Origin of the sequence: Burkholderia mycopellens, from assembly GCF_964265025.1 — a bacterium.
In the GTDB taxonomy this organism is placed as follows: Bacteria; Pseudomonadota; Gammaproteobacteria; order Burkholderiales; family Burkholderiaceae; genus Burkholderia.
Genome location: NZ_OZ183803.1, coordinates 507,742 through 533,068, shown reverse-complemented (window position 1 = coordinate 533,068; position 25,327 = coordinate 507,742). Strand labels below are relative to the sequence as shown.

Sequence of the window (25,327 nt, the reverse complement as noted above, 5' to 3'; positions counted from 1 at the left end):
CGATACGGCGCAGAGTTTCATCGATGGCGCTCGGCTGCGTGACCGTCGTATGGCTCGTCGCCGTATTCGGCAGCTTCCGCTACGCGACACGCGAGATCGGCGAATGGGAAGACGCCCGCCTCGTCGAATATGCGTCGCTGCTGGTCGATCTGTCGCCCGCCGACCTCGAGCGCCTCGCCCGTGTTCCGCCGGACGCACGCGTCGAACTGGATCGCGGCAACGCAAGATCCGGCCCTGAAACCGATGGCGATCGCCTGCCGCGCGACGTCCTGTTCGAGGTGCGCGACGCGCGAGGTAACGTGGTCGCGTCGAGCCTCCCGGCCGAAGCGGCCGGATTGCCGGATATCCGCAACCCGCGCGGGATCCCGGAAACGATCGTCATTCACGATGCGCGCTGGCGCACGCACACGTTGCGCGACAACGCGTCGGGGCGCTGGATACGCGTGATGGAGATCACCAATACGCGCAGCGATCTGGCGACCGGCATCGCGCGCGGCATCGTCCTGCCGCTGGTCGCCGCACTCCCGGTGCTGGCGCTCCTCCTCTGGTACCTGATCGGGCGCGGTCTCGCGCCGTTGAAAACGCTGTCTGCGCTGATCGGCGCGCGCGACGCGCGATCGCTCGAGCCGCTCGGCATCGCCACCGTGCCGGACGAGGTGCGCACGCTGGTCGACGCGATCGACCGCCTGCTGGCCAGGCTGCGGCAATCGATCGTGCGCGAGCGCGCGTTCACGTCCGACGCCGCGCACGAACTCAAGACACCGCTGGCCGCGATCAAGGTCCAGGCCCAGGTGGCGATCGCGACCGACGATCCGGCTTGCAAGCAACTGGCGATGCAGCGGGTCGTTCAAGGCGTCGACCGCAGCGCGCGGCTCGCCGAGCAGTTGCTGCTGCTCGCGCGGCTCGACGAGTACGAGTGCATTCCGACGCACGCCGTCGTCGTTCGCGAACTCGTCGATGCCGCCGTCGATCGCCATCTCGCGAAGGCATCGGACAAGGCCATCGACCTCGTGGCCGGCACCGTGTCCGGACGGGCGATCGAGGCCGATCCGATCCTGATCGGCATCCTGCTCGACAACCTCGTCGACAACGCCATCAAGTACGGCCGTCAAGGCGGCCGCATCGAACTCGCCGTGCATGACGACGGCGCGCTGCAACGCATCGTCGTGCGCGACGACGGCCCGGGCGTCGCGCTCGACGAGCACGAGCGGCTCGGCGACCGCTTCTATCGCGGCAGCGGCGCGCAGTCGCCCGGCAGCGGACTCGGGCTATCGATCGTTACGCGCATCGCACAGTACTTCGGCGGCACCGTGCACTTCGGAACCGGCATCGGCGGCCAGGGCCTCGGCGTCGCGATTGCGCTGCCGTCGGCGGACGCGGGCGGATCGGTGCCGGCCGGCACACCCGACGACGGATCGTCGCGCGCGATGCCGCGCGCTTAACGTTTCGTTAAGGATGCGGCAGTAGAATCCACCCGACCCATACCGCCCCCGTCGTCCGCCAGGAGTCTTCATGCCCACGCCCGCCCGATATGACACCGTTGCACGCTTGCTTCACTGGCTGATCGTCGCACTCGTCGTCGCGCAGTATGCGATCGGCTGGACGATGCCCGACGTGCATCGCGATACGCAGCCCATCGGCCTGATCGCCGCGCACCTCCTCGTGGGAACCGCGCTGCTCGCCGCGATGGCTTGTCGCGTGCTGTGGCGCGCGACGCATCGCCCGCCCGCGAGCGACCTGCCGCCCGCAATGCGCGCGCTGTCGGGTGTCACGCATGTCGCGCTCTACGCGCTGCTGATCGCGGTGCCGCTGCTCGGCTGGATCAACGCGTCGTCGCGCGCATGGGGCGTGACGCTGTTCGGGATCGTGCCGTTGCCCGCGCTGTCGGCGGCCGGCTCCGGATTCGGCCACGCGATGGGCGACGTGCACGGCGTCCTCGCATGGGTGCTATTCGGCGGCATTTGCCTGCACGTCGCAGCCGCGCTGGCGCATCGCTTCGTGCTGCGCGATCAGGTCGTGCAGCGCATGATGCCCTGGTGATTGCCACGCTGACGGCACGGCATGCCATCGCGCGCATGAGCCGGGTTGCCGCCGAGGCCGATACCGTCTTCGTTGCGCTTCATCGCGCGAACGACGCGCCCGACGCTCGCATGCGGCTGACGAGATGATCGCGGCGCCGCGCGAAGCGGCGCGCGATGACGGGCAGCGCCACCGGCGCCCTTTTTCCGCGTCGAGCGGCACCAACGGCTGCCGTCCTGCCGTGCCGCGAACACGACGGCCTGAAGTCGCACAAGACCATATCGACACCTAGTTGCTGGTCTGCGCCGGCGTATCGGCGGCCGGTGCATGCGCTGCGGCAGCCGCCATCCGGGCCCGGTCCTGCTCGGCAAGCTTCGCTTGCGCCGCCTGGATGTCCGCCGGATACTCGCCTTCGTCACCCTTCGCCGGGTCGTACCCGGCTGCTTCCAGACGCATCAATTCGTCGCGCACCTGCGCGCGCGTCAGCGGCGCGGCCGATTGCGCGAAGGCCGACTGACCGACGATCGCGCCAATCATCATCAGTACTGCGATATAGGTTTTCATCATGAACTCCTTCAATGTTCCGTATCGATCAACCTTGTTGAATGCCCGACCTGCAAACGCAGGCGGTTGCGTCAGCTTCCGAAATAGATCGTGCAGAAGCTCGCGGGGCCAACACAGGCGGCAGACCCTTGGCGCGGCGACATCGTCGCCGGCTTGCCCGCTTCGGATGACGCGGCCGGATCGCTGCCGACCGCCGTGCTGGCCTGATGCTGCGGCATCTGTTCGACCTGCCGCTGGAACAGCGGGCTCACGTCCGGATACGACGTATCGGTCACGAAGCGCAGCCCGTTGTGTTCGGCATCGATCAGTTCCTGCCTGACCTGCGCGCGCGTCAATTCCTGTGCGGATGCTTGCGTCGCGATACCCGCAAGCGAAATCGCCGCCACCGCGGCGGCCACCAGCCAATGCGTGTTCATGTTCCACTCCTTGAGAAGTCAACGAGACGATGTGCTACACCCGTATGACGACGGAGCGTGTGCGTTTATTCCCGCGCGTCGCGCAGCCCGGATCACGCGGCTTCTCCGGCGCCGGGCATGCCCGGGATGGACGTTCATGAAACTGTCATTCTTTCGTCAGCCGGCGTAACCTGACGTAACGCAGCGCCCGCCGCGCTTCGGGCAGACTGACGTCGCCCTTTACGGATCGCCCCTCGATCGACCATGTCCGTCGCTTACGACTATGCAGCCAGCCTGCTGCGCACGCTGTACGACCGCCATATCGACGGCGGCGCAGTGCTCGACACGGCCGCGTTTCCCGACGCCGAGCGTTTCGTCCGAGCCTGGACCGACATCCAGGCAGAGGCATTCGCCGTGGCGCGCGACATGCCGCGCATCCCGCGCTTTCACGAGATCATGCGCGAGCAGTACGACATCTCGGCCAACGACGCACGCGACTGGCGGATGTTCATCATGCAGGCGTACGGCCAGCCGTTCCCGCGCAACCTGTCGCGCTGCCCGACCATCGCATCGATCGTTGCGGCGTCGCCTGACGTGCTGTCCGCATCGCTGTCGTTCCTTGCGCCCGGCAAGCACGTTCCACCGCATCGCGGGCCGTTTCGCGGCATCCTGCGCGGCTATCTCGTGCTGTCGATGCCGACGCGCGCGGACGGCACGCCGGCCGCCGTGCTGAAAATCGACGGCCACGAATACCGGCTCGAGGAAGGACGTTTCCTGCTGTGGGACGACACGTTCACGCACGAGGTGTGGAATGACAGCGACGCCGTGCGGATCGTGCTGCTGCTCGATATCCGCCGGCGCGGGATGCCGCGCCTGCTCACGTGGCTGTCGAATGCGGTGATCGGCGTCGTGCGGCTCGGGATCAGGATTCGCGGGCGGTCGATTCCGGTCTAGTGCGTGTGAGCGCCAAGGATTCCCGTCACGCCATGCGCGGCGAATCGTCCTGCGCCAGCTCCGTCAGGATCGACGTCAGCGCGCGAATCCTGGGTTGCGTCGCGCGCGGCGACGGGTACACGAGAAAATAGCCGAGACCGTTGTCCACGACGTCGCCGAAGGGGGCCACCAGCGTCCCGGCCGCGAGCCGGTCCCGGGCCATGCGCGGGTCGCCGATCGCCACGCCGTGCCCCTGCTCGGCGGCAGTGAGCGTCAACTCGAGCGTGTCCAGCACGAGCCCGGCTTCCGGATCGACCTCCGTCGCGCCGACGGCAGCGAGCCAGCAGCGCCACTCTTCATGCCCGCGGGCGGGATGCAGCAAGGTGGCCTGCGCAAGGTCGGCGATCGATTTCAACGAAGCGGCCAGCGTGCCCGTACACATCGGCGTCAGCCGCTCTGCAAACAGCGGAACCGACACCATGCCGGCCCAGTGCCCGGCCCCGCGCACGACGATCGCGTCGACGTCGGTTCCGGCGAAATCCGGCGTGTCGTCCGCCGACGTCTGGATACGCAGTTCGGTCCGCGGGAGCGCGCGATTGATCGCCGGGAGACGCGGCAGCAGCCAGCGAATCGCGAAGGTCGACGGCAACCGCAGCGTGAGAACCGGCGCGACGCCGCTATGCGCCTCCGCGTGACGTGCCAGTCGCGTCAGGACGTCGACGGCCACCGTCAGCAACGCGCCGCCGTCCGCGGTGAGCGCCAGCCCCGACGCTTGTCGCACGAACAGCGCGCACCTGTAATGCACTTCCAGTTGCTGCACCTGACGGCTCACCGCGCCCTGTGTCCTGCACAGGTGATCGGCGGCCCGGCTGAAGCTGCCCAGTTCGGCAGCGGCGACGAATGCCTGGAACGCCGTCAATGGCGGCAGCGCTCGCGTGAGTTCGGCAAGCGGGTATGCACGGGCCGCATGCCCGGGTTGCGGATTTTTCGATTGTTCGGACATCGCTGCATCGCTATCGTGGTTGCGCCCGGTCCGCATCGCTTGTCGCGGCCCGGCTCGTCAACAATCAGCGGAGAAAGAGAATGGTCTCGTCGTCGAAGGCACTATACACGCAGCAGGTCGACACCTACCTGAAGGCGCTCGAGCGCGGCGACGTCGAGTCGATCTGCGCGCTGTTCACGCCGGATGCACGGATTTTTTCTCCGTTTCTCGGCTGGATGCAGCCGAAGCCGTTCTTCGACAAGGTCGTTGCGGCATCCGGACAAAGCCGGATCACGGCGATCGACATCTGCGTCAGCGCGACCGGTGCACGACGGGCAACCGGTTACTTCGTCTACGACTGGGGGCTGAAGGACGGCACCGCCGTGCAATTCGAGTGCGTCGACGTGTTCGAGTTCGACATCAACGGGCTCGTCGAGCGCATGATCATCGTGTACGACACGCATCCGATCAGGGAAACGGTTGGCGACAAATATGCGTAGTACAACTGCCCGATAGCTGGGTGACGCACCTGTGCGTCGGCTCTGTCGCTCCCGGAAGAGGACGCGGTGTCACGACACATGACACTGCGCGACATCCAGCCGATAGACGCCGCGTTTCGCCGCGCACCGGAACGGCGGGTCGATCGCCCGTATGTTCGTCAACTCCCAGCACACGTATCCGGCACACCATTGCTTGCCTTGCGAGCGTGCTTCGTCGGGCGTCCAGTCGTGCACGCCCACGACGTCGACCAACGCGAGCGCAACGCCGTCCGGATCTTCCTGCCCGTCCTGGCGCAGATAGATCGTGTTCTGTACCAGCACGAGGTCGGTCAACGGGATGGCCGGCGGCGCCCAGGAGCGGATTTCGACCTGCTTGCGTCCCGCGAGAATGTCGTCGACGGCGGGCGTGACGATCGACAGGGCCAGTCGTGGCATGACGGATATTTCCTGCAGTCAATTGGCATTCGTTGCGTGGCCGTCAGGCGACCTCTCGGTCAGGACAGGCGTGCAGCCACGGTCGGGGCACGATTGTTGCGGATTCGCCGAATCCTGTCGACGGGCACGGCGATCGCGTTGTCCCGGCCGCTGTCTTTCGACCCCGTTATATCGCCCACGGCCTGCCGCCGACATTTGGCGCGGCCCTGAAACGCCCGGCGGATCGCCTAAACTACAGACCGTCCCCTCGCCTCTCTTCCGCCCCCGTCATGGCGCACCTCTTCTTCGCCGCGTCGATCCAGCGGCATATCGAAACGCCCGAGCGCGACGTCGATGCCCGCACGGTCGGTGAGGCATTCGACACCGTTTTCAGCGAGCTGCCGCGCCTGCGCGGCTATATCCTCGACGACCAGGGTTCGCTGCGAAAGCACCTGTCGGTCTTCGTCGACGGCCAGCCGATACGCGACCGGCAACGTCTGTCCGACTCGCTCGGGGACGCCAGCCGCGTTTATGTCGTGCAGGCGCTTTCGGGCGGGTAGGAAGGACGGATCTGCATTCGGGTTTTGCATGGCACGGCCAAGGACACGAGACATGAGCGATCGATTGCTAGTCGCAACCCGCAAGGGACTGTTCGTTCTGCAGCACGATGGCCACGGCGGCTGGTCGCTCGACGCGCCGCACTTCGCCGGCGAACCGGTCAGCATGACGCTGGCCGATCCGCGCGACGGCACGCTGTACGCCGCGCTCAATCTCGGCCATTTCGGCGTGAAGCTGCATCGCCGGCGGGCGGGCGCGTCCGACTGGGAAGAGTGCGCCGTGCCCGTCTACCCGCCGCAACCGGCCGACGACGCGCCAGGGCGCAACGATACCGGCGCGGCCACGAACGACGAGGACGATGCGCCGCCCGCGCCGCCGCGCTCCCCGTGGTCGCTTCAGCAGATCTGGTCGCTCGAAGCCGGCGGCGCCGACGAGCCGGGCGTGCTGTGGGCCGGCACGATTCCCGGCGGGCTGTTCCGCTCCGACGATTGCGGCCGTTCCTGGGCGCTCAACCGGGCATTGTGGGATCGCCCGGAGCGCGCCGAATGGGGCGGCGGCGGATACGATGCGCCGGGCATCCATTCGGTGATGGTCGATCCGCGCGACAGCCGGCACGTGACGATCGGCATCTCGTGCGGCGGCGTGTGGCAAACCACCGACGGCGGCGCGACATGGCGCGTGACCGCCGACGGCATGGAAGCCGACTACATGCCGCCCGAGCGGCGCGGCGAACCGAACATGCAGGACCCGCACCGCGTCGTGCAGTGCGCGGCCAACCCGGACGTGCTGTGGACGCAGCATCACTGCGCGATCTTCCGCTCGACCGACGGCGCCGAACACTGGAGGCGGATCGACGCGCAACCGTCGAGCTTCGGCTTCGCGGCAGCCGTGCACCCGCACGAACCGGACACCGCGTGGTTCGTGCCCGCCGTGAAGGACGCGTGCCGGATTCCGGTGGACGGGCGATTCGTCGTCACCCGCACGCGCGACGGCGGGCGCAGTTTCGAGCAATTCACGAACGGGTTGCCGAGCGCGCCGGCGTACGATCTCGTGTATCGGCACGGGCTCGCGATCGATGACACCGGCACGCACCTCGCGATGGGATCGACCACTGGCGGGTTATGGACGTCCGGTGACGGCGGCGAAAACTGGCAGTTGGTGTCGGCGCATTTGCCACCGGTTTATTGCGTCAGGTTCGGGTGACGGGGGGCGACAGCCCACTTCGGGGCGTCGAAGCCGATTCAAAGTGCAGTGGCCCGTTCGTCGCGGAACGGCGCATCCACAAGCAGTCCGATCGGGTCGCCGAATCGCTTACACTGCACGCCCGGCCTTTCATCACCCTGTCGCCATGCGATTTCTCCGGTCGTTTCCCGAGCGTTTCGACGCGGCGCCGCGCAGCCTGCGTGCGCTGCTTGCGTTCGCCGTCCTCGCCACCTCCGCCGCTGCACAGGGCGCCGTGCCACACACCGACGACGAGCCGTGCGGCAAGGTCGACGCCGGCTACGAACTCGACGACAGCATACAGGGTGCGTTCGGCTCGACCCAGCCCGTGACCGCCTGCGTCGACGTGCTGCGCGGGCAGCCCGACGGCCCGCGGCGCCTGCGTATCTTCGTCGACGGCAAGCGCGTGCTGACGAACGACGCGATCGCGATGGGGCCGGGCGACGGCGGCGTGATGGGCGATCCTTTTCAGGGGCTCGACGTCAGCCACGGTTCGCTGATCGTGCGGAACAATGGCGGCGGCGGCCCCTTACGCTGGGGCGAAACCTGGCGCGTGACGACGCGCAACGGCCAATGGATCGTCGCGGGATGGGACGAGGACAGTTGGAACTTCCGCTGGGACGGCGGCGGCGGCAGCGAATCCCATACGAGCGTCAACGCGTTGACGGGAGACGTACATAACAGCGACGCGCCGCTCCCTGGCGACGAAGCGCCCACGAAACGCGCAGCCCGCCGCACCTGCAAGCTGCCCGGCGTATGGCGCAGCCCGGCCGTCGCGCAGGTCGCGACGATACGCGACCGAAGCTGGGATTGCGACGCGACGCTCGCGAAGCCGATACGCATCGTGAAATGACCGGTGCGGCACCCGCCTGCGCGTGATGCGCGGTGCGAGCTTGCGTTCCCGCTCAGCCCCCTCCCCCCATCCGCCCCACCGCCTCCCGCGTCTGCGCAATCTCCGCCTCGAGCCAGTCCAGAAACGACCTGACCCGCGGTTCGCGCTCCCGCCCGGGCCGGCACAGCGCGACAAAACGCGCGCCCGCCATCCGCACCGACGGCTCGATCGGCGCCAATGCCCCGTGCGCGACATGTTCGGCAGCCAGCACGGAGCTGAGCAGCGCGATGCCCTGCCCATGCAGTACCGCCTGCAACGCGTAATGCTCGTCGTCGTAGTGGCGAAACACCGCGCGCTCGAGCCACGCTTCGCGTCCAGCCGCGCGACACCACGACGCCCAGTCGACCGACACCGGCAGCGGCGTATCCCACACGGTCTCGATCAGGTCGAGCGGCTCATCCGTGCGATGCGCGTCGAACCCGGCGGCCGCATACGCGCCGAAATACTCGTCGATCAGCGCAATCTCGTGCAGCGCCGGAAACGTGCGCGACGTCGCGCGAATCGCGAGATCGATCCGCGCATCGCGCTCGAGATCGGCGAGCGTATTGCCGGTTTCAACCTTGATGTGCAGTTGCGGATCGACACGACGAAACCGGCCGAGACGCGGAATCAGCCACATCGCGGCGAACGCGGGCGTGGTGGTCAGCACGAGCATGCGCTCGCCGGTCGCCTCGGGGCGCACCGCGTCGAGCCCGCGACTCAATGCGAGCAGTGCATCGTGACTCGCGCGAAACAGGCGCTCGCCTTCGTCAGTGAGCCTCACACCGCTCGCACCGCGCTCGAACAGCAGCACGCCGAGCCGGCTTTCGAGCGACTTGATCTGGTGCGACACGGCGGCCGGCGTCACGGACAGTTCGTCCGCGGCGGCCTTGAACGCGCCGAGCCGCGCCGACGACTCGAATACACGCAATGCAGTCAGGGGGATTTTCGAGAACACGGGGCCTCGCGGGCCGGATCGGGCCGGGTTGAATTCAATTGAATCCGGGTGAGATTAGGTGAATTGAAGCGGGCGTGCAACGCGAATAGCCTTGCGGGACGTCGCGGCACGGTGCCGCGGCGAGTGGCGTCCAACCGGAGCAACAACGTGCAAGGCCTACCGCGCAGGATCACGCAGGCGGTGCTCTACGAAGCGATCGCGATTTCCTGCATCTCGCCCGTGATCGCGGCGATCTTCAAGCAGGACCTCGTCTATTCGGGAGCGCTGTCGGCGACGATGTCGGCGATCGCGATGCTGTGGAACATGATCTTCAACGCGCTGTTCGAGCGCTGGGAAGCGTCGCGCCGGCAGCCGTCACGCACGCTCGGGCGGCGGATCCTGCACGCGACCGGATTCGAAGGTGGTCTGATCTTCATCCTGGTGCCCGTCGTGTCGTGGTGGCTCGGCATCTCGTGGCTCGACGCGTTCGTCGTCGACATCGGGCTGTTCGCGTTCTTCTTCTGTTACGCGTTCGTATTCCAGTGGATGTTCGATCGGGTGTTCGACGTACCGGCGGCGACGAAGGGGCAATGAGTAACGCGGCTCATATTGCAAGGAAAGGGCCTGGATATGCGCTGCCGCGCCACGAAACGCATCACCTGCTGATACAACAGTGGTTGGGACAGCCAGGGAGCAATGTTATTTCGGCACGTTTTGCGTTCTCATTGTCCTGAATACTCATGCGTTGATAGACATAACCATGAACAGCGTAGCGTTCCTGTTTCAATCCAAAATGCACCAGCAACCGTTGAGCGGACTCGGCTCGTCTGACAGACAGTTCGTCGGGTTCGATTTCTGCAGACTCGGCTACGCCGCTCACGGCCACACCTTCTCGAATGGGAAACTGCGACAGCATTTTCGATACCCAGCTTTCCAGTCTCTTCACTTGCTCTACACTCACCGCTGCAGAATTCTGCCCGAACATAAGATCGAAATTTTGTCCTGGCAAGCTCTCAACCCCATCGCAAGCATACGAAGGTCCAGCCACAAACAATAAGAATGCTCCGCTAATCAAGCCAGATAACATATGCCGAGATGCTGTCTGCATTTTCAATTGCCATATCCGGGTTATTTTGGCCCCATTCGGGCAGAAAGCGCGTGATTCCGTACTTTGGGTCGCCTGCCCCGAACGTATCCGTGAAGTGAGTACACTCGTGGATGATTGTCGACAACTTGGAAGTCGCTGCCCGGCTTCGGTCACGAATCGTGCAAAATTCTTCGTGGATGCTGATTGCGCGCGTTGCAGTGTCTGGACCACATACGTGTGCAACGGTGCCAACATTCTTGTTGGTCGGCAAGCATCCAAGCGATCGATCCAGATCGGGGTGAGCTCTCAGAAAGTTTCCCGGGCCTAGCGACCGCATAACTGCAAGGGTAGCCGTCAATCCCGTGACAAGGCGGTGGCGAATCCCGTGGTCGCTCGCGCCGAACCACGTCCAGACACGCCTACGCTCTTCCGGCGACCACTCGACCAACCTCTCGAGCCGCTCCTTCACCAGGTCGGCGCCCTCGTCGCACAGTTGCATCATCAGCCTTCTGAATTCCGCGTCGGAAGAGCCCTGAACACGAGGAAAACGCGCGTTCGATGTGCCGGCGACGGCGAAGGAGCCGAACGCTCACGCACCAGTGGCGATTTTCGGCAATTGCCAGCCGAAGCGCACCGCCGCCATCCGCACCGCAAAGCATGCAACACCGCCCAGCACGGCCGCGACGATCGGCGGACAACCGAGCCGCCTGCACGACACGACGCACACCGCGCCGAGCAGCGCCGCGCTCGCATAAATATCCGTGACCAGGACGACCGGCACCCGCGCGAGCAGGACATCGCGAACGACCCCGCCGCCACAGCCGGTCACGGCGCCCATCAGCGTCGCGATGAACGGGTGAACCCGGAATTCGAGCGCCTTCACCGCGCCCGCGACCGCGAACAACGCGAGGCCGGCCGCATCGAGCGTCGTGAGCAGCGACGGAGAAAACGCGGCGACCCGCTCATGAAACACGAACGCGAACAGACCTGAAGCGAACGCGAGCGCCGGATAGCGCCAGTCGCTCACAGCGCTCGGCGGCCGTGCGCCGATCAGCAGATCGCGGATTACGCCGCCGCCGAGCGCGACGACGAGCGACAACACCATGACCCCGAACAGGTCGAGTCCGGCACCGATCGCCGCATTGGCGCCCTCGATCGCGAACACCACCGTGCCCGCGAGATCGGCGGCAAGCACCACTTGCTCGATGCGCTTCATGCGAAAGCGCCGTCGGGGTGCTGCGTCGTTCGGTGGCGGCGGCCTGTGTCGACACAAGCGGACGTGTCGTTCAGCCGCCTGTCGTCTTCCTGTCGCCATCCGGATACATCACGCGTGTTGCGGATCATGGCCGCCTCCTCGATCGGGATCGAGCAGTCTAGCGCATCGGCCGCTTACCGACGGGTCGCGCGTGAAGCCAAACGCAAAAAGCCGGGGGAAGCAGGATGTGCACCCTGCTTCCCCCGGCTCGAAAGCTCGCCGGGCTTCCGATCAGGACCGCGAAGCCCGGCGCACCTCGCTCAATGCACGCCGAGATAAGCCTTCACCGCCGGCAGGCCCGGCTTGCCGTCGAGCGTCGTCACGCCCGCGAGCCACTTGTCGAGCGCCTGCGGGTTCGCCTTCAGCCACTCGGCCGCCGCCTTGTTCGGATCTTCCTTGTTCATGATCGGCACCATCACATGGTTCTCGATCGACGTCGTGAACTGCAGGTTCGACACGAACTTCGCGACGTTCGGGCAGCGCTGCGAGTAGTCGGGCGGCGTCGCCGTCAGCACCTTCGCTTCGCCGTAGTTCGGGCCGAACACGTCGTCGCCGCCGGTCAGGTAGTCGATCTTCATCTGCACGTTCATCGGATGCGGCTCCCAGCCGAGGAACACGATCCACTGCTTGTTGCGGATCGCGCGATTCACCTCGACCAGCATCCCGGCCTCGCTCGACTCGACCAGCTTGAACTTGCCGAGGCCGAACTGGTTGCCGTCGATCATCTTCTTGATCAGCGCATTGCCGTCGTTACCCGGTTCGATCCCGTAGAGCTTGCCGTTCAGCTTGTCCGCGTACTTTTGAATATCCGCGAACGACTTCAGGCCGCCCTGGTACACGTAGTCGGGCACCGCGAGCGTGTATTTCGCGCCGGTCAGGTTCGGCGTCGAGAGCACCTTGATCGTGCCGGCCTTCGTGAACGGCTGGATGATCGGGTCCATCGTCGGCGACCAGTAGCCGAGGAACACGTCGATCTGCTTGCTCTTGATGCCGGCGAACGTGATCGGCACCGAGGCGATCGTCTTCGTCGGGCTGTAGCCGAGCCCCTCCAGCATCGTCGACGCGAGGCCCGTGGTCGCCGCGATGTCGGACCAGCCGACGTCCGCGAAGCGCACGTTCTTGCACACGGGCGGATCGGCCGCATACACGGCCGACATCGGCGCGGTTACCCCGATCCCGCACACGGCTGCGATCAATAGGCGCTTCATCTTGCTTCTCCTCAAAGTGATGTCGTTTGCTTGAATGCGGGATCGTTTATTGAAGCCGCGCGCCGCGATCCCGGCGGCGGCGCGGACCATCGATTCGGTCAGCGCCCCGGCAACCGGCGCTCGTAGCTCGGCGCGTGGCCGAACTGCGCGCGGTAGGCCTTGCTGAAATGGCATGGCGAATGAAAACCGCAGACCGTCGTCACGCGCGCGATCGACGCGTCGGTCGTGCGCAGCAGGTCGCGCGCGCGCTTCAGGCGCAGCGTCAGGTAATAGTGGGTGGGCGACACGTTCAGGTACACCTTGAACATGCGCTGCAGATGCCGCTGCGACAACCGCACGAGCCGCGCGAGCTCCTCGAGCGACAGCGGCTCCTCGATGTTCGCCTCCATCAACCGCACGACCTCGATCAGCTCCGCCCGCGAGAAGCCGACGCGCGCATCGACCGGAATCGGCTGCGTATCGGTCGAGCTGCGGATGCGCTCGAGGATGAACTGCTCGGAAACCTGCGCGGCCAGCTGCTGCCCGAACCGCGTGCCGACCAGGTTCAGCATCAGGTCGAGCGGCGCGGTGCCACCGGTGCAGGTGAGCCGGTCGCGGTCGACGACGAACAATTCGTCGGCGAAGCCGACTTGCGGAAACTCGGCATGTAGCGCGGAGAGGTTCTCCCAGTGCACGGTGCAGCGATAGCCGTCGAGCAGCCCGCTCGACATCAGCGCATACGCGCCCGTGCAGATGCCGCCGAGCGGCAGGCCGCGTTCGGCGAGCGCCGCGAGCGTATCGCGCGCGCCTTCGTCGACCACGTCGCGGATGTGGATGCCGCCGCACACGATCATCACGTCGGGCAGGTTCGTGTAGTCGAGCGCCTGCGTGGGCCGTACCGCGATGCCGTTGCTGGCGCGCACCGGACTGCCGTCGAGCGAGTAGATCGACCACTGGTAGTGATCGGCTCGCCCGACGTAGTTCGCCATCCGAAGCACTTCGACGGCGCTCGAGAACGCGATCATCGAGAAGTGCGGCAGCGTCAGGAAGCCGAAATGGGCGAGGGACGAAACCGGTGAAACGCAGGCGGCGGGCGCGGCAGCGACGGCGGACGTCACATCGGTCTCCTGGCGAGGAGGTTGCAGGGGGCCAGCCCCGCGGCATATGCCGCGGAAGCCGTTGTTCATTGTTGGGTGAGCGGCCGGGGGCACCGGCCGCCGGAGGTCAGGCCTGTGCGGGGGCGGCCTTCACGCGAAACAGCTGCTTGAGGCCCGAGAACAGCGGCGCCTTCACGGTGCCCGGGGCACGGCCGAAGCTTTCGGTGATGCGGTCGAGAATGATCGCGAGCAGCACGACCGACAGACCGCTTTCGAAACCTAGGCCGATGTCGAGGCGCTGGATACTGGCGAGCACGTCGTTGCCGAGGCCGCCCGCGCCGACCATCGACGCGATGATCACCATCGACAGCGCCATCATGATCGTCTGGTTCACGCCCTGCATGATCGACGGCAGCGCATTCGGGAACTGCACCTTGTACAGCAGCTGCCACGGCGTGCAGCCGAAGGCCTGGCCGGCTTCGACGATCTCGCGGTTCACGTGGCGGATACCGAGGCTCGTCAGCCGCACCGCAGGCGGCATCGCGAAGATCACCGTCGACAGGATCCCCGGCACGCGGCCGAGACCGAACAGCATGGCAGCCGGAATCAGGTAGACGAACGCGGGCATCGTCTGCATCAGGTCGAGGATCGGGCGCACGATCGCGGCGACCCACTTGCTCTTCGCGGCCCAGATGCCCAGCGGAATGCCGAGCACGAGGCTGATGATCGTCGACGACAGCGTGAGGCCGAGCGTGATGACCGTCTGGTCCCAGAAGCCGGTCGCGAAGATCAGCAGCAGCGACGCGGTGGTGAACAGCGCGAAGCGCCAGCCCACCCGCCACAACCCGACGCCGATGAAGATGGCCATCATCATCCACATCGGGATCGCCTGCAGGCCGTGCTCGACGAATGCCGCGAGCCCCTCGATCGCCTGGCCGATCGTGTCGAACGTCTTGGCGTCGTGGTCGAGCAGATAGTGAACGGACTGGTCGACCCAGGTACCGAGCGGAATCATTTCAGACATGGGAACCTCGCGAACGCGTGATGGCCTTCAGGATGAGCGCACGATCGACCGAGCCGCAGTAGCAGCCGTCGTCGTCGACGACCGGCAGTGCATTCGGGCTCGCGACCACACGCGCGACGACATGTTCGAGCGACGCATCGCGCCGGATGCTTTCGATCGGCCGCACGGACGGCGTGGCCTGACCGATCGCATCGCGCGTGACGAAGCCGCGGATCTTGCGTTCGCCGTCGAGCACGAACGCGTATTCGGCGCTGCCGTTCAGCGATGCCGCGACGTTCGCGGCATCGCACTTCGACATGGTCGGCACGGCGCCCGTCTGCATCAGGTCGCCGGCCGTCAGGTAGCGGCTGGTGTCGATGCCGTCGAAGAACGCGCGCACGTAATCGTCGGCCGGGTTCGCGATGATGTCCTGCGGCGTGCCGACCTGCACGAGACGGCCGCCCTCCATGATCGCGATGCGGTTGCCGATGCGCAGTGCTTCCTCCAGATCGTGCGACACGAACATGATCGTGCGGCGCTGTTCCTTCTGCAGTTGCAGCAGCACATCCTGCATTTCCCGGCGCTTGAGCGGATCGAGTGCGGAGAACGCCTCGTCCATGATCATCAGCGACGGGTTCACGGCCAGCGCGCGGGCGAGGCCGACGCGCTGCTGCATGCCGCCCGACAGCTCGGACGGCAGCTTCTGCGAAAACGGCGCGAGGCCGACCTGCTCGAGCACTTCCATCGCGCGGCGCTCGCGTTCCTTCCTGCTGACGCCCGCGACTTCCAGGCCGAATGCGGCATTCGACACCACGGAGCGGTGCGGCATCAGCGCGAACGACTGGAACACCATGCTCATGTCCTTGCGGCGCAGCGCGGTGAGCGCCGAGCGGCGCGCCGACGCAACGTCGAGCCCGTCGATCATCACTTTGCCCGCGCTCGGGTCGACGAGGCGGTTCACGAGGCGGATCAGCGTGGATTTGCCGGAGCCGGACAGGCCCATCAGCACGAAAATTTCGCCTTCCTGCACATCGAAGGAAACGTTGTGCACGCCGACGACCTGGCCGGTGCGCTTGAGCACGTCATCCTTCGTCGCACCGGCGGCGAGCATGTCGAGCGCCTGCTGGGGGTTACTTCCAAATACCTTGCACAGACCTTCGACTACGACCTTGGGGGCATCCATCGAAACCTTCTCCTCGTGTAGCGGGGACTCACGCGTGTCACTCAACGTGCCTACATAGTTGCCAGAAAAAACCCCGACCTGCCGACGAATTACGACAAACGCTTGCGCAAATACGACACGGCCTCCAGCCCCGCCGGGCGGGCCGCAGCACGCGGCGGCACCCGATTGCGGCGGCGCAATACGCGCAAGGCCAACAACGGCGGGCATCGCGCGCCTGACTTGTGCGCAGCAGCGCGGCGCATATCGCGTCGCGCCTTGCGCCAATTCGCATCGGGCACGCGTCGCTTTACGACAATTTCACGTCCGATCGCGCGCCGATCTGCTCAGACGAAAGCGCATCGCCTCCACCCGTAAAAAGCATGACCGTGCAAAAAGCCGCGCGACGACACCGGACGGCGCATGCCGCGATACCGCGTCAACCCGGAAAATCCGCGACGACCGCTGTGATACATTCCCCGCCAACAGGCTGATCGCGACGCAGGCCGCCACGCGGCCACCGTGGTCAGCCGCGCATGCCGGTTCGCCTGCCGGCCATGCCGATACCGCCTCGATCGGCACACATCCGATCGCAGGCCGATAACGATACGAGAGAGGGAGCAAGGCGAAATGAACTGGGCTTTTACCGCAATCGGCTTCATCGTGGGCGGGATTGCCGCATTGATCGGGAATTTCTCCGCCGTCTACGGCGCACTGCTCGGCGCCGCGATCGGGTTCTGCCTCGACAACACGCGGCAACAGCGCAAGCGCAAGGCCAAGGGCGCGACACCCGACACGTTCGCGATGCAGGCACCTCCCGCCCAGCCGCCGGTTCCGCTGGCCGAGCGCGTCGCGCGCCTCGAAGCGACCGTCGAGACGCTGACGCGCGAAGTCGCGTCGCTGCGCGGCCAGCTCGCCGGCGCGAAGGCCGGTTCGGCCACGACTGACGCGGCAGTGCACACACCCACCGGCACGGCCGCTGCATCTGTCCCGCCATCCGCACCCGCCACGCCTGCGGCCGCCCTGCCGCCGCGCGCGCCTGCCCAGCCGGCCGCCGCACGCACCGCCGCACCGGCGACCGCATCGGCGCCGGTTCCCGCGCCGGTTCGCGCCGCCACGCCTGCGCCGACACCGGCCGCCGCGATCCGCGCGAGCGAAATGCCGGCCGCCCCGGCTCCCGCACCGTCGGCGCCCCCCTCACCGCCCAAGCCGCGCGAACCCGACATCGCCGAGCGCGCATTCCGCGCCGCGCGCGACTGGCTGCTCGGCGGCAACACGGTCGTGCGCGTCGGGATCATCGTGCTGTTCTTCGGCGTCGCGTTCCTGCTCAAGTACGCGGCCGACAACAACATGCTGCCGATCGAATTCCGCCTCGCGGGTACCGCGCTTGCCGCGGCCGCGCTGCTCGCGATCGGCTGGCGCGTGCGTGCGCGCCGCGCGGCGTACGGGCTCGTGCTGCAGGGAGGCGGTGTCGGCATCCTGTACCTGACGATCTTCGCCGCGACCAAGCTGTACGCGCTGCTGCCCGTCGGCGCCGCGTTCCCGCTGATGGTCGCGGTGTGCGCGCTGAGCGCGTTCCTCGCGGTGCGGCAGAACGCGCTGCCGCTCGCGTTCATGGGCACCGCGGGCGGCTTTCTCGCGCCGGTGCTGTTGTCGACCGGCCAGGGGAACCATGTCGCGCTGTTCAGCTACTACGCACTGCTGAACGCGGGCATCTTCGCGATCGCCTGGTTCAAGGCGTGGCGTCCGCTGAACCTGCTCGGCTTCGTGTTCACGTTCACGATCGGCTCGGCGTGGGGCGTGACGGCCTACCGCCCCGCGCTGTTCGCGAGCACCGAGCCGTTCCTCATCCTGTTCTTCCTGATGTATGTCGGCATCGCGCTGCTGTATGCGGTGAAGCGCGAGCTCGCGCTGCGGCACTACGTGGACGGCACGCTCGTGTTCGGCACGCCGATCGTCGCGACCGCGCTGCAGGCGTCGCTCGTGAAGGACATGCCGTTCGGGCTCGCGTGGAGCGCCGTCGCGCTGTCGGCGTTCTACGTCGCGGTCACCGCGTGGCTCGCGCGGCGCCGCGACCGCCTCGCGCTGCTGTTCGAATCCACGCTCGCGCTCGCGGTGATCTTCGCGACGCTGGCGGTGCCGCTCGCGTTCTCGGGCCCGACGACCAGCGCAGCGTGGGCGATCGAAGGCGCGGCCGTCGTCTGGCTCGGCGTGCGCGAGAAGCGCATGCTGCGGTTCGGCTTCGGCCTGCTGATGCAGGTTGCCGCGGCCGGCGCGTTCTTCACGAGCCTGCTCGGGCCGGCCGACGCCGCCGCGCTGCCGGTCCTCAACAGCCCGTACATCGCGATGCTGCTGATCGCGCTCGCCGGCCTGTTCACCGGCTGGTGGCTGCACGGGCGCGGCGAAGCGCGCGCGTGGCATGCATGGATGCCCGAGATCGGTGCCGCCGCCGCCGCGTGGGGGCTGCTGTGGTGGGTGAGCGGCGGCCTGCACGAGATCCTCGTGTACGCGAGCCGTCACGTCGACCTGCATGCCGACCGCTTCGTCGTCGATACGACTGCGCTGTTCGCGGCCGGCACCGCGTGGCTCGCGCATGTCGCGCGCCGCCGGCTCGCGTGGCCGCTCGCCGAATGGCCCGCACTCGCGCTGACGCCGGTGCTGGCGCTGCTCGCGCTGCGTGCGTTCGATGCACACGAAGCGCCGCTGTCGGGGATGGGCGCGTTCGCGTGGCCGGTCGCCGTCGGCGCGGGCCTTGCGCTGCTGTGGCGCCAGTCGCGCGGCACGACAGGCGCCGATTCCGCGACCGGCACGGCGCCCGGCGTCGCGCAATCCCTCTCGGCAGGCATCATCGCGCCGCTGCATACGCTGATGTTCTGGACCGTGTGCGGGCTGCTGTCGCTCGAAGGCTTCTGGCGCCTGCGCGCGTACGTGCCCGAAGGCGCGTGGAGCTGGAGCGCGTGGGCCTACGGCTTCGGCGCGCTGCTCCTGCTGGTGTCGGGCCCCGGCGCGCGGCTGCGCTGGCCCGTCGCGGCGTTTCCGCGTGCGTACCAGGTGTGGGGCGCGGCACCGCTCGCCGCGCTGCTGTGGCTGTGGAGCCTCGCCAGCGTGATCAGCGACGGCAACGCGGCGCCGCTTTTCTGGCTGCCGCTGCTCAACCCGCTCGACATCGCGCAGTGCCTGGTGTTCGTTGCGTTCGCCGTGTGGCTGCGCCGGCTGCGGACGCTCGGCATCGCGTGGCATCCGCGCGTCGTCGACTACGCGGCCATCGCCACCGTGTTCCTGTGGTTCAACGCACTGATGCTGCGCACGCTGCATCAGCGCTTCCACCTGGTCTACGACATCGATACCGTGCTGTCGTCGTTCGGCATCCAGCAGGTGTTCATGGTCGGCTGGAGCCTGTTTGCGTTCGCCGGGATGTGGCTGACGCGTCGCGACGGCATCGCCCGCGTGTGCGCGCTCGCGTCGCTGCCGCTCATCGTCGTGATGTGGGTGTGGACCTTCTACGCGAACTTCACGCAGGACGGCGGAAGCTGGGCGCGCGTGCCGCTCTTCAACCCGCTCGACCTCGTGCTGGTGGTGGTCTACGCGCTCGCCGCGTCGTGGTTCGTGCGCGCACGCAAGCTCGGCTGGTCGTTCGGCAAATATCGCGTCGAGCTGCTGAGTGCGGCCGGTGCGACCGCGTTCCTGTGGCTGAACGCGATCCTGCTGCGCACGCTGCATCACTGGGCCGGCGTCCCTTATGAACTCGGCGCGATGGCGGAATCGACGCTCGTGCAGGCGTCGGTGTCCGTGTACTGGACGCTCTGCGCGCTCGCGATCACGATCTGGGCCACACGCCGCGGGCTGCGTCCGCTGTGGTTCGTCGGCGCCGCGCTGCTCGCGCTCACGGTCGTCAAGCTGTTCCTGTTCGACCTGTCGCACGTCACCGGCATCGAGCGCATCGTGTCGTTCATCGGCATCGGCGTGCTGCTGCTGTTGATCGGCTATTTCTCGCCGCTGCCGCCGAAGGCCACCGCGCAGCAGGACAACAACGCATGAAACGACTCGCCGCCCTGCTCGGATTGAGCCTGCTCGCGTCGTTCGCGGCCGCCGACGGCACGCCGGGCGCCGGGCACGTCGCGCAGCGCTTCTCGCTCGACCTCGACGGCGCCGCCGCTTATTACCAGCTCACCCTGCCGCAGCCCGTCTACGCGGCGAGCCGGCGCGACGATCTCGGCGACGTGCGCATCTTCAACGGCGCGGGCGAGCCGGTGCCGTATTCGCTCGACGCACCCGCGGCGGCCGCGCCCACCGTCCCGCCGAAACGCACGCCGGTGCACTGGTTTCCGCTGCCGCCCGCCCGCACCGACAACGGCAACGCGGCGCTCGGCGTGACGGTCGGCCCGGACGGCGCGCTGCGCGCAGGCGTCGCCGCGCCGGTGCGCGCGAAGCACGGCGCGGATCTCGTCGACCTGTCGCATGCGGACGGCGACCTCGACGCACTGCTGGTGCACGTGGGCGACGACAGCTACCAGGGGCGTGTGGCCGTCGAAGCCAGCGACGACCTGCGTAGCTGGCGATCGCTCGGCAGCACGCAGTTGCTGAAGGTCGGCCACGGCGACGCCATGCTGGTGCAGGAACGCATCGCACTCGAAGGCGCGTCGCCGCGCTACCTGCGGCTCGACTGGCTCGACGGCGCGCCCGCGGTGACGTCGATCGACGTCGAGACGCACCCTAGCGATGCGCGCGGGACCGACACCGCGTCCGTCCCGCGCCAATGGCGCGACGCCGTGCGGGTGCGGGCCGGCGGCTCGCCCGGCGAATACCTGTTCGACACCGATGGCGCGTATCCGGTCGACCGCGTGCGGATCGACCTGCCGCAGCCGAACACCGTCGCGCGGGCGACACTGCAGAGCCGCGCCGACGCACAGGCGCCGTGGCGCGACGTCGCGGGCGCCGTGCTGTTCCGGCTGCAGGGCAAGGCCGGCGAGCAGCGCAATCCGCCGCTCGAATTCGCGGCGAATACGGATCGCGCGTGGCGGATCGTCGTCGACATGCGCAACGGCGGATTCGGCGGTGGCCAGCCGGCCGTCGCGATCGGCTGGCATCCGGCCTCGCTGACGTTCGTCGCGCGCGGCACGCCGCCGTTTACGCTCGGCGTCGGTGACGCGTCGCTCGCATCGTCGGCCGTGAGCCGCGACGCGTTGCTGGTCGGCATGGCGCCCGAAGTGCGGCCGGCGCGCGTCGGCCCGGCGTTGCCGGTATCGGCGGTCGCGCCGGCGTCGGCGGCCGATACGGACGCACCGCGCCGCTACGTGCTGTGGGGCGCGCTGGTCGTCGCGGTCGGTGTGCTCGGTACGATTGCATGGCGCCTCGCGAAAGGCGGTGGCGATGCACGCGGCCGCGACGAGTAACGACGCGCGGTCATGCGCACCCCGTCGCCCGTCTTTACGCGCCGTTTATCCCGCGTGCCGGTTTCTTTCGACGGTCGCAACGCATAACTGCGTACAGTCGTCGCATCGCAACCACGATGCGACGACATGCAGGAAACCTATCCATCGTATGACCCGCCGGCACCGCGACTGCGCGCGGCCCGGCCGCTGAAGCGGCTTCTGCTGCTATGCCCGATCGCACTGTCGCTGTCGATCGCCGTGCCCGCCCATGCCGACGACACGCCGGCGGCGCCGGTCGCCGCCAGTAGCCCCACCGAAGCGTCGCTCCCTCCCACCCTCGACACGATCGTCACGGCGCTGCGCAACCGCTTTCACGTCGCGTATGCCGACGCGCGCACGATCGCGCGCGCAGTGCAGACCGAATCGGATCGCTACGGGCTTGCACCGGCGCTGCTGCTCGCAATCATCGCGGTCGAGTCGGGCTTCGATCGCCACGCGGTCAGTGTCGCCGGCGCGCGCGGGTTGATGCAGGTGCTGCCCACCGCCCATCGCGATCTCGTCGCGCATGTCAAGGACCTGTCCGATCCGGCCACCAACGTGCGAATCGGCGCAGCCATCTTCCGCGGCTATCTCGACGATGCGGACGGCGACGTCGAAACCGCGCTCGTGCGCTACAACGGCGGCACGACGCGCTATGCACGGCGCGTCGCGCTGCGCGTGCAGCAATTCGATGCGCAGCTGCGCCGTTCGAACGACATGGCGAGCGACGAACCGCGGACGGACACTCCCCCCTGAGCGCGTCGCTACCGCGCACCGGCCAGCCGGTAGCCGACGCCTGTCTCCGTCACGATGTACGCGGGCCGCCTCGGATCCGGCTCCAGCTTGCGCCGCAGGTGGCCGACATACACGCGCAGGTAGTGCGGATCCCTGCCGTGCGTCGCGCCCCATACCTCGTTCAGCAGGCGCTCGTGCGTGAGCGGCTGGCCCGCATGATGCGCGAGCACGGCCAGCAAGCGGAATTCGATCGGACTGAGATGCACGCGCGCCCCGCCACGCAACACCTGGCGATCGCCGAGATCGACGGTCACGTCGCCGAAACGCACGCGGACCGCATCGAGGCGCCCGCCGCCGGCCTGCCGCCGCAGGTGCGCGCGAATTCGCGCGATCAATTCGGCCGCGCCGAACGGCTTCGTCAGATAGTCGTCCGCGCCGGCGTCGAGCGCGGCCACCTTGACGCTTTCCGCACTCGACGCCGACAGCACGATCAGCGGCGCGGCCGAGCACGCGCGCAGCGCACGGATCAGCGCGGTGCCGCCCATGTCGCGCAGGTTCGTGTCCGCGACGATCAGGTCGGGGCGGCGCGCGCCGACCACCGTCACGCCCGCCGCACCGGTCGCGGCCTCGCAGACGTGCATGTGTTCGGCCTTCAGCGCGACACGGACGAAATGCCGGATGAACCTGTCTTCGTCGACGATCGCGATGACGACGGTCGGTTCGCTCATCCGGCAGTGCCTTCGTCCGGCGCGTCATGCGCGCTCGCGCACGCCGCACGGTGCGCGTCCATGCTCAGGCCCATCCGCATGCCACCAGCACCACGTCGATCAGCTTGATGAACGGGAACGGCAGCAGCACGCCGCCCAGGCCGTACAGCAACAGGTTCCTGCGCAGCAGCGGCGCGGCGCCGAGCGGGCGATAGCGCACGCCCTTCAACGCGAGCGGGATCAGCGCGACGATGATCAGCGCGTTGAAGATCACCGCCGACAGGATCGCCGACGCCGGCGACGCGAGATGCATCACGTCGAGCACACGCAGTTGCGGATAGGTCGTCGCGAACGCGGCCGGGATGATCGCGAAATACTTCGCGATGTCGTTCGCGATCGAGAACGTCGTCAGCGAACCGCGCGTCATCAGCATCTGCTTGCCGATCTCGACGATCTCGATCAGCTTCGTCGGGTTCGAGTCGAGGTCGACCATGTTGCCGGCTTCCTTTGCCGCCTGCGTCCCGGTGTTCATCGCGACCGCCACGTCGGCCTGCGCGAGCGCCGGCGCGTCGTTGGTGCCGTCGCCCGTCATCGCGACGAGACGCCCGGCCGCCTGGTGCTCGCGGATCGTCGCGAGCTTGGTTTCCGGCGTCGCTTCCGCGAGGAAATCGTCGACCCCTGCTTCCGCCGCGATCGCCGCCGCCGTCAGCCGGTTGTCGCCCGTCACCATCACGGTCTTGATGCCCATCTTGCGCAGTTCCGCGAAGCGCTCCTTGATCCCGCCCTTCACGATGTCCTTCAGCTCGATCACGCCGAGCACGCGAGCGACACCGTCGATGCACTCCGCCACCGCGAGCGGCGTGCTGCCGCGACGCGCGATGTCGGTCACGACCGCGTCGACTTCGCGCGTGACGCGGCCACCGTGGGACTCGACGTAATGCCTGATCGCATCGGCCGCACCCTTGCGGATCTCGCGGCCGGGCAAGTCGACGCCGCTCATCCGCGTCTGCGCGCTGAACGACAGGAACACCGGATGCAGCGCCTGCAAGTCGCGCTCGCGCAGGTTGAAACGCTGCTTCGCAAGCACGACGATGCTGCGGCCTTCCGGTGTTTCATCGGCGAGCGACGACAGCTGCGCGGCATCGGCCAGCGCTTCCTCGGTCACGAACGGCGCGGGCACGAACGTCGATGCCTGGCGGTTGCCGAGCGTGATCGTGCCGGTCTTGTCGAGCAGCAGCACGTCGACGTCGCCGGCCGCTTCGACCGCACGGCCCGACGTCGCGATCACGTTCGCCTGCATCATCCGGCTCATCCCGGCCACGCCGATCGCGGACAGGAGGCCGCCGATCGTCGTCGGGATCAGGCACACGAGCAGCGCAACCAGTGCGGTGATCGTCACCACGTGGCCGGCCTTCACCGCGTCGACCGCGAACGTCGAGAACGGCAGCAAGGTGGCGGTTGCGAGCAGCATCACGATCGTCAACGCAACGAGCAGGATCGTCAGCGCGATTTCGTTCGGCGTCTTCTTGCGCTTCGCGCCCTCGACCATCGCGATCATCCGGTCGAGGAACGCCTCGCCCGGGTTCGCGGTGACCTTGACGACGATCCAGTCGGACAGCACGCGCGTGCCGCCCGTCACCGACGAGAAATCGCCGCCCGCCTCGCGGATCACCGGCGCGGATTCGCCGGTGATCGCCGATTCGTCGACCGACGCGACACCTTCGATCACGTCACCGTCGGCCGGGATCGTGTCGCCGGTTTCGACGAGCACGACGTCGCCTTTGCGCAGGTCGGTCGATGCCATCACTTCGACGGCCGCCTTCGCACGCGCCGCCGCGAGCTTTTTCGCGACCACGTTGTGTTTCGCACTGCGCAACGACGCGGCCTGCGCCTTCGAGCGCCCTTCCGCGAGCGCTTCGGCGAAGTTCGCGAACAGCACCGTGAACCACAGCCACAGCGCGATCGCGACGATGAAGCCGGCGGGCGCTTCGGCCTGGCCGAACAACGCGGCGATCCACAGGATCGTGGTCAGGATGCTGCCGACGTACACGCAGAACATCACCGGGTTGCGGAACTGCGTGCGCGGCGTGAGCTTGCGGAACGAATCGGCGATCGCCGGACGCACGAGCGCGGGATCGAACATCGAGCGCGCGGGCGTGCGCGCATGGCCCGGATGCTCGGGGCGCGGGCCTGTCACGGGCGAGAGAGACATGGCGGGTTTCCTTTACCGCCGCGCATGCTCGCGTGCGGCTTCCGTTTCCACGCAACCATCTTATGAAGGTTCGCGTGAAG

25 protein-coding genes and 1 pseudogene are annotated in these 25,327 nt (G+C 67.5%); 12 read left to right on the top strand and 14 right to left on the bottom strand.

The genetic code is table 11. The features are described from left to right. Positions 1–23 precede the first annotated feature (23 nt). The 3 genes from ACPTTC_RS20660 to ACPTTC_RS20650 all read left to right on the top strand — a co-directional run bounded on the left by ACPTTC_RS20660 (position 24) and on the right by ACPTTC_RS20650 (position 2,168). The gene (locus ACPTTC_RS20660) at positions 24–1,442 is read left to right on the top strand and encodes an ATP-binding protein (RefSeq protein ID WP_423393699.1); all 1,419 of its coding nucleotides are present in this window, start codon (positions 24–26) and stop codon (positions 1,440–1,442) included. Positions 1,443–1,512: 70 nt separating this feature from the next. Next, on the top strand, positions 1,513–2,040 hold the full coding sequence (locus ACPTTC_RS20655) for a cytochrome b (RefSeq protein ID WP_175954718.1): 528 nt from the start codon (positions 1,513–1,515) through the stop codon (positions 2,038–2,040). Then, entirely contained in the window at positions 2,037–2,168 is a 132-nt protein-coding gene (locus ACPTTC_RS20650; RefSeq protein ID WP_423393698.1) for a hypothetical protein, read from the top strand. The genes ACPTTC_RS20655 and ACPTTC_RS20650 overlap by 4 nt, the downstream gene beginning before the upstream one ends. 139 nt (positions 2,169–2,307) lie before the next feature. Here the strand turns inward: ACPTTC_RS20650 and ACPTTC_RS20645 are convergent, their stop codons facing one another. Beyond that, positions 2,308–2,583, bottom strand: coding sequence for a DUF4148 domain-containing protein (locus ACPTTC_RS20645; RefSeq protein WP_423393697.1), 276 nt, complete (start codon positions 2,581–2,583; stop codon positions 2,308–2,310). 71 nt (positions 2,584–2,654) lie between these two features. Then, entirely contained in the window at positions 2,655–2,999 is a 345-nt protein-coding gene (locus tag ACPTTC_RS20640; RefSeq protein WP_423393696.1) for a DUF4148 domain-containing protein, read from the bottom strand. A 243-nt stretch (positions 3,000–3,242) separates the two neighbouring features. On the opposite strand from ACPTTC_RS20640, the gene ACPTTC_RS20635 reads away from it, so the two are divergent. Further along, positions 3,243–3,932 (top strand): aspartyl/asparaginyl beta-hydroxylase domain-containing protein, encoded by a 690-nt coding sequence (locus tag ACPTTC_RS20635; RefSeq protein ID WP_423393695.1) that lies wholly within the window; start codon positions 3,243–3,245, stop codon positions 3,930–3,932. Between the two features lie 25 nt (positions 3,933–3,957). Here ACPTTC_RS20635 and ACPTTC_RS20630 read toward each other — a convergent pair whose 3' ends face one another. Continuing rightward, on the bottom strand, positions 3,958–4,914 hold the full coding sequence (locus tag ACPTTC_RS20630) for a LysR substrate-binding domain-containing protein (RefSeq protein WP_423393694.1): 957 nt from the start codon (positions 4,912–4,914) through the stop codon (positions 3,958–3,960). 80 nt (positions 4,915–4,994) lie between these two features. Between ACPTTC_RS20630 and ACPTTC_RS20625 the strand changes: the two genes are divergently transcribed. Then, positions 4,995–5,393: a nuclear transport factor 2 family protein gene (locus ACPTTC_RS20625; RefSeq protein WP_423393693.1), complete on the top strand. Its 399-nt coding sequence runs from the start codon at positions 4,995–4,997 to the stop codon at positions 5,391–5,393. A 69-nt stretch (positions 5,394–5,462) separates the two neighbouring features. Here the strand turns inward: ACPTTC_RS20625 and ACPTTC_RS20620 are convergent, their stop codons facing one another. Then, positions 5,463–5,828 carry an ASCH domain-containing protein gene (locus tag ACPTTC_RS20620; protein WP_423393692.1) on the bottom strand — a complete coding sequence of 122 codons (366 nt, stop codon included), beginning with the start codon at positions 5,826–5,828 and terminating at the stop codon, positions 5,463–5,465. A gap of 269 nt (positions 5,829–6,097) precedes the next feature. On the opposite strand from ACPTTC_RS20620, the gene ACPTTC_RS20615 reads away from it, so the two are divergent. The 3 genes from ACPTTC_RS20615 to ACPTTC_RS20605 all read left to right on the top strand — a co-directional run bounded on the left by ACPTTC_RS20615 (position 6,098) and on the right by ACPTTC_RS20605 (position 8,439). After that, positions 6,098–6,367 (top strand): MoaD/ThiS family protein, encoded by a 270-nt coding sequence (locus tag ACPTTC_RS20615; protein WP_423393691.1) that lies wholly within the window; start codon positions 6,098–6,100, stop codon positions 6,365–6,367. Between the two features lie 52 nt (positions 6,368–6,419). Beyond that, on the top strand, positions 6,420–7,568 hold the full coding sequence (locus tag ACPTTC_RS20610) for a WD40/YVTN/BNR-like repeat-containing protein (RefSeq protein WP_423393690.1): 1,149 nt from the start codon (positions 6,420–6,422) through the stop codon (positions 7,566–7,568). Between the two features lie 145 nt (positions 7,569–7,713). Next, on the top strand, positions 7,714–8,439 hold the full coding sequence (locus ACPTTC_RS20605) for a hypothetical protein (RefSeq protein WP_423393689.1): 726 nt from the start codon (positions 7,714–7,716) through the stop codon (positions 8,437–8,439). Positions 8,440–8,491: 52 nt separating this feature from the next. On the opposite strand, the gene ACPTTC_RS20600 is transcribed toward ACPTTC_RS20605, so the two are convergent. Further along, on the bottom strand, positions 8,492–9,415 hold the full coding sequence (locus tag ACPTTC_RS20600) for a LysR substrate-binding domain-containing protein (RefSeq protein WP_423393688.1): 924 nt from the start codon (positions 9,413–9,415) through the stop codon (positions 8,492–8,494). Between the two features lie 147 nt (positions 9,416–9,562). Here ACPTTC_RS20600 and ACPTTC_RS20595 point away from each other — a divergent pair, with 147 nt between their 5' ends. Then, positions 9,563–9,988 (top strand): PACE efflux transporter, encoded by a 426-nt coding sequence (locus tag ACPTTC_RS20595; protein WP_423393687.1) that lies wholly within the window; start codon positions 9,563–9,565, stop codon positions 9,986–9,988. Between the two features lie 61 nt (positions 9,989–10,049). Here ACPTTC_RS20595 and ACPTTC_RS20590 read toward each other — a convergent pair whose 3' ends face one another. The 7 genes and pseudogenes from ACPTTC_RS20590 to ACPTTC_RS20560 form a co-directional block, all read right to left on the bottom strand. Next, a complete protein-coding gene (locus tag ACPTTC_RS20590) occupies positions 10,050–10,508 on the bottom strand; it encodes a hypothetical protein (protein ID WP_423393686.1) in 459 nt (152 codons plus the stop codon). Continuing rightward, on the bottom strand, positions 10,462–10,980 hold the full coding sequence (locus tag ACPTTC_RS20585; RefSeq protein ID WP_423395686.1) for a M35 family metallo-endopeptidase: 519 nt from the start codon (positions 10,978–10,980) through the stop codon (positions 10,462–10,464). The genes ACPTTC_RS20590 and ACPTTC_RS20585 overlap by 47 nt, the downstream gene beginning before the upstream one ends. A 90-nt stretch (positions 10,981–11,070) precedes the next feature. Further along, positions 11,071–11,697, bottom strand: coding sequence for a trimeric intracellular cation channel family protein (locus ACPTTC_RS20580; RefSeq protein ID WP_226196320.1), 627 nt, complete (start codon positions 11,695–11,697; stop codon positions 11,071–11,073). A gap of 299 nt (positions 11,698–11,996) precedes the next feature. Next, entirely contained in the window at positions 11,997–12,944 is a 948-nt protein-coding gene (locus ACPTTC_RS20575; protein WP_175954746.1) for a choline ABC transporter substrate-binding protein, read from the bottom strand. Between the two features lie 98 nt (positions 12,945–13,042). After that, positions 13,043–14,041, bottom strand: a complete 999-nt coding sequence (locus ACPTTC_RS20570; RefSeq protein ID WP_423393685.1) for a GlxA family transcriptional regulator — start codon at positions 14,039–14,041, stop codon at positions 13,043–13,045. A gap of 106 nt (positions 14,042–14,147) precedes the next feature. Beyond that, complete coding sequence (gene choW, locus ACPTTC_RS20565; protein WP_174950511.1) at positions 14,148–15,044, bottom strand: choline ABC transporter permease subunit; 897 nt, start codon at positions 15,042–15,044, stop codon at positions 14,148–14,150. Then, positions 15,037–16,330, bottom strand: a pseudogene (locus ACPTTC_RS20560) (quaternary amine ABC transporter ATP-binding protein); the annotation flags it as partial. The pseudogene ACPTTC_RS20560 and the gene choW, both read right to left, overlap by 8 nt. Before the next feature lie 482 nt (positions 16,331–16,812). On the opposite strand from ACPTTC_RS20560, the gene ACPTTC_RS20555 reads away from it, so the two are divergent. From ACPTTC_RS20555 to ACPTTC_RS20545, 3 genes are all read left to right on the top strand, one after another. Next, complete coding sequence (locus ACPTTC_RS20555; protein ID WP_423393684.1) at positions 16,813–20,220, top strand: DUF2339 domain-containing protein; 3,408 nt, start codon at positions 16,813–16,815, stop codon at positions 20,218–20,220. Further along, on the top strand, positions 20,217–21,575 hold the full coding sequence (locus ACPTTC_RS20550; RefSeq protein ID WP_423393683.1) for a DUF3999 domain-containing protein: 1,359 nt from the start codon (positions 20,217–20,219) through the stop codon (positions 21,573–21,575). Before ACPTTC_RS20555 ends, ACPTTC_RS20550 begins: the two co-directional genes overlap by 4 nt. Positions 21,576–21,701: 126 nt before the next feature. Then, positions 21,702–22,349 (top strand): lytic transglycosylase domain-containing protein, encoded by a 648-nt coding sequence (locus ACPTTC_RS20545; protein ID WP_423393682.1) that lies wholly within the window; start codon positions 21,702–21,704, stop codon positions 22,347–22,349. 8 nt (positions 22,350–22,357) lie between these two features. Here ACPTTC_RS20545 and ACPTTC_RS20540 read toward each other — a convergent pair whose 3' ends face one another. Further along, the gene (locus tag ACPTTC_RS20540; protein ID WP_423393681.1) at positions 22,358–23,056 is read right to left on the bottom strand and encodes a winged helix-turn-helix domain-containing protein; all 699 of its coding nucleotides are present in this window, start codon (positions 23,054–23,056) and stop codon (positions 22,358–22,360) included. A 64-nt stretch (positions 23,057–23,120) separates the two neighbouring features. Further along, complete coding sequence (gene kdpB / locus ACPTTC_RS20535) at positions 23,121–25,178, bottom strand: potassium-transporting ATPase subunit KdpB (protein WP_423395685.1); 2,058 nt, start codon at positions 25,176–25,178, stop codon at positions 23,121–23,123. Between the last annotated feature and the right edge of the window lie 149 nt (positions 25,179–25,327).

Bases quoted from the DNA above. Each gene is read 5' to 3' on its own strand.
- ACPTTC_RS20660 (WP_423393699.1), top strand. From the start codon at position 24: ATGGCGCTCGGCTGCGTGACCGTCGTATGGCTCGTCGCCGTATTCGGC.
- ACPTTC_RS20655 (WP_175954718.1), top strand. From the start codon at position 1,513: ATGCCCACGCCCGCCCGATATGACACCGTTGCACGCTTGCTTCACTGG.
- ACPTTC_RS20645 (WP_423393697.1), bottom strand. From the start codon at position 2,583: ATGAAAACCTATATCGCAGTACTGATGATGATTGGCGCGATCGTCGGT.
- ACPTTC_RS20640 (WP_423393696.1), bottom strand. From the start codon at position 2,999: ATGAACACGCATTGGCTGGTGGCCGCCGCGGTGGCGGCGATTTCGCTT.
- ACPTTC_RS20635 (WP_423393695.1), top strand. From the start codon at position 3,243: ATGTCCGTCGCTTACGACTATGCAGCCAGCCTGCTGCGCACGCTGTAC.
- ACPTTC_RS20630 (WP_423393694.1), bottom strand. From the start codon at position 4,914: ATGTCCGAACAATCGAAAAATCCGCAACCCGGGCATGCGGCCCGTGCA.
- ACPTTC_RS20625 (WP_423393693.1), top strand. From the start codon at position 4,995: ATGGTCTCGTCGTCGAAGGCACTATACACGCAGCAGGTCGACACCTAC.
- ACPTTC_RS20620 (WP_423393692.1), bottom strand. From the start codon at position 5,828: ATGCCACGACTGGCCCTGTCGATCGTCACGCCCGCCGTCGACGACATT.
- ACPTTC_RS20615 (WP_423393691.1), top strand. From the start codon at position 6,098: ATGGCGCACCTCTTCTTCGCCGCGTCGATCCAGCGGCATATCGAAACG.
- ACPTTC_RS20610 (WP_423393690.1), top strand. From the start codon at position 6,420: ATGAGCGATCGATTGCTAGTCGCAACCCGCAAGGGACTGTTCGTTCTG.
- ACPTTC_RS20605 (WP_423393689.1), top strand. From the start codon at position 7,714: ATGCGATTTCTCCGGTCGTTTCCCGAGCGTTTCGACGCGGCGCCGCGC.
- ACPTTC_RS20585 (WP_423395686.1), bottom strand. From the start codon at position 10,980: ATGCAACTGTGCGACGAGGGCGCCGACCTGGTGAAGGAGCGGCTCGAG.
- ACPTTC_RS20580 (WP_226196320.1), bottom strand. From the start codon at position 11,697: ATGAAGCGCATCGAGCAAGTGGTGCTTGCCGCCGATCTCGCGGGCACG.
- ACPTTC_RS20575 (WP_175954746.1), bottom strand. From the start codon at position 12,944: ATGAAGCGCCTATTGATCGCAGCCGTGTGCGGGATCGGGGTAACCGCG.
- choW (WP_174950511.1), bottom strand. From the start codon at position 15,044: ATGTCTGAAATGATTCCGCTCGGTACCTGGGTCGACCAGTCCGTTCAC.
- ACPTTC_RS20555 (WP_423393684.1), top strand. From the start codon at position 16,813: ATGAACTGGGCTTTTACCGCAATCGGCTTCATCGTGGGCGGGATTGCC.
- ACPTTC_RS20550 (WP_423393683.1), top strand. From the start codon at position 20,217: ATGAAACGACTCGCCGCCCTGCTCGGATTGAGCCTGCTCGCGTCGTTC.
- ACPTTC_RS20545 (WP_423393682.1), top strand. From the start codon at position 21,702: ATGCAGGAAACCTATCCATCGTATGACCCGCCGGCACCGCGACTGCGC.
- ACPTTC_RS20540 (WP_423393681.1), bottom strand. From the start codon at position 23,056: ATGAGCGAACCGACCGTCGTCATCGCGATCGTCGACGAAGACAGGTTC.
- kdpB (WP_423395685.1), bottom strand. From the start codon at position 25,178: ATGTTCGATCCCGCGCTCGTGCGTCCGGCGATCGCCGATTCGTTCCGC.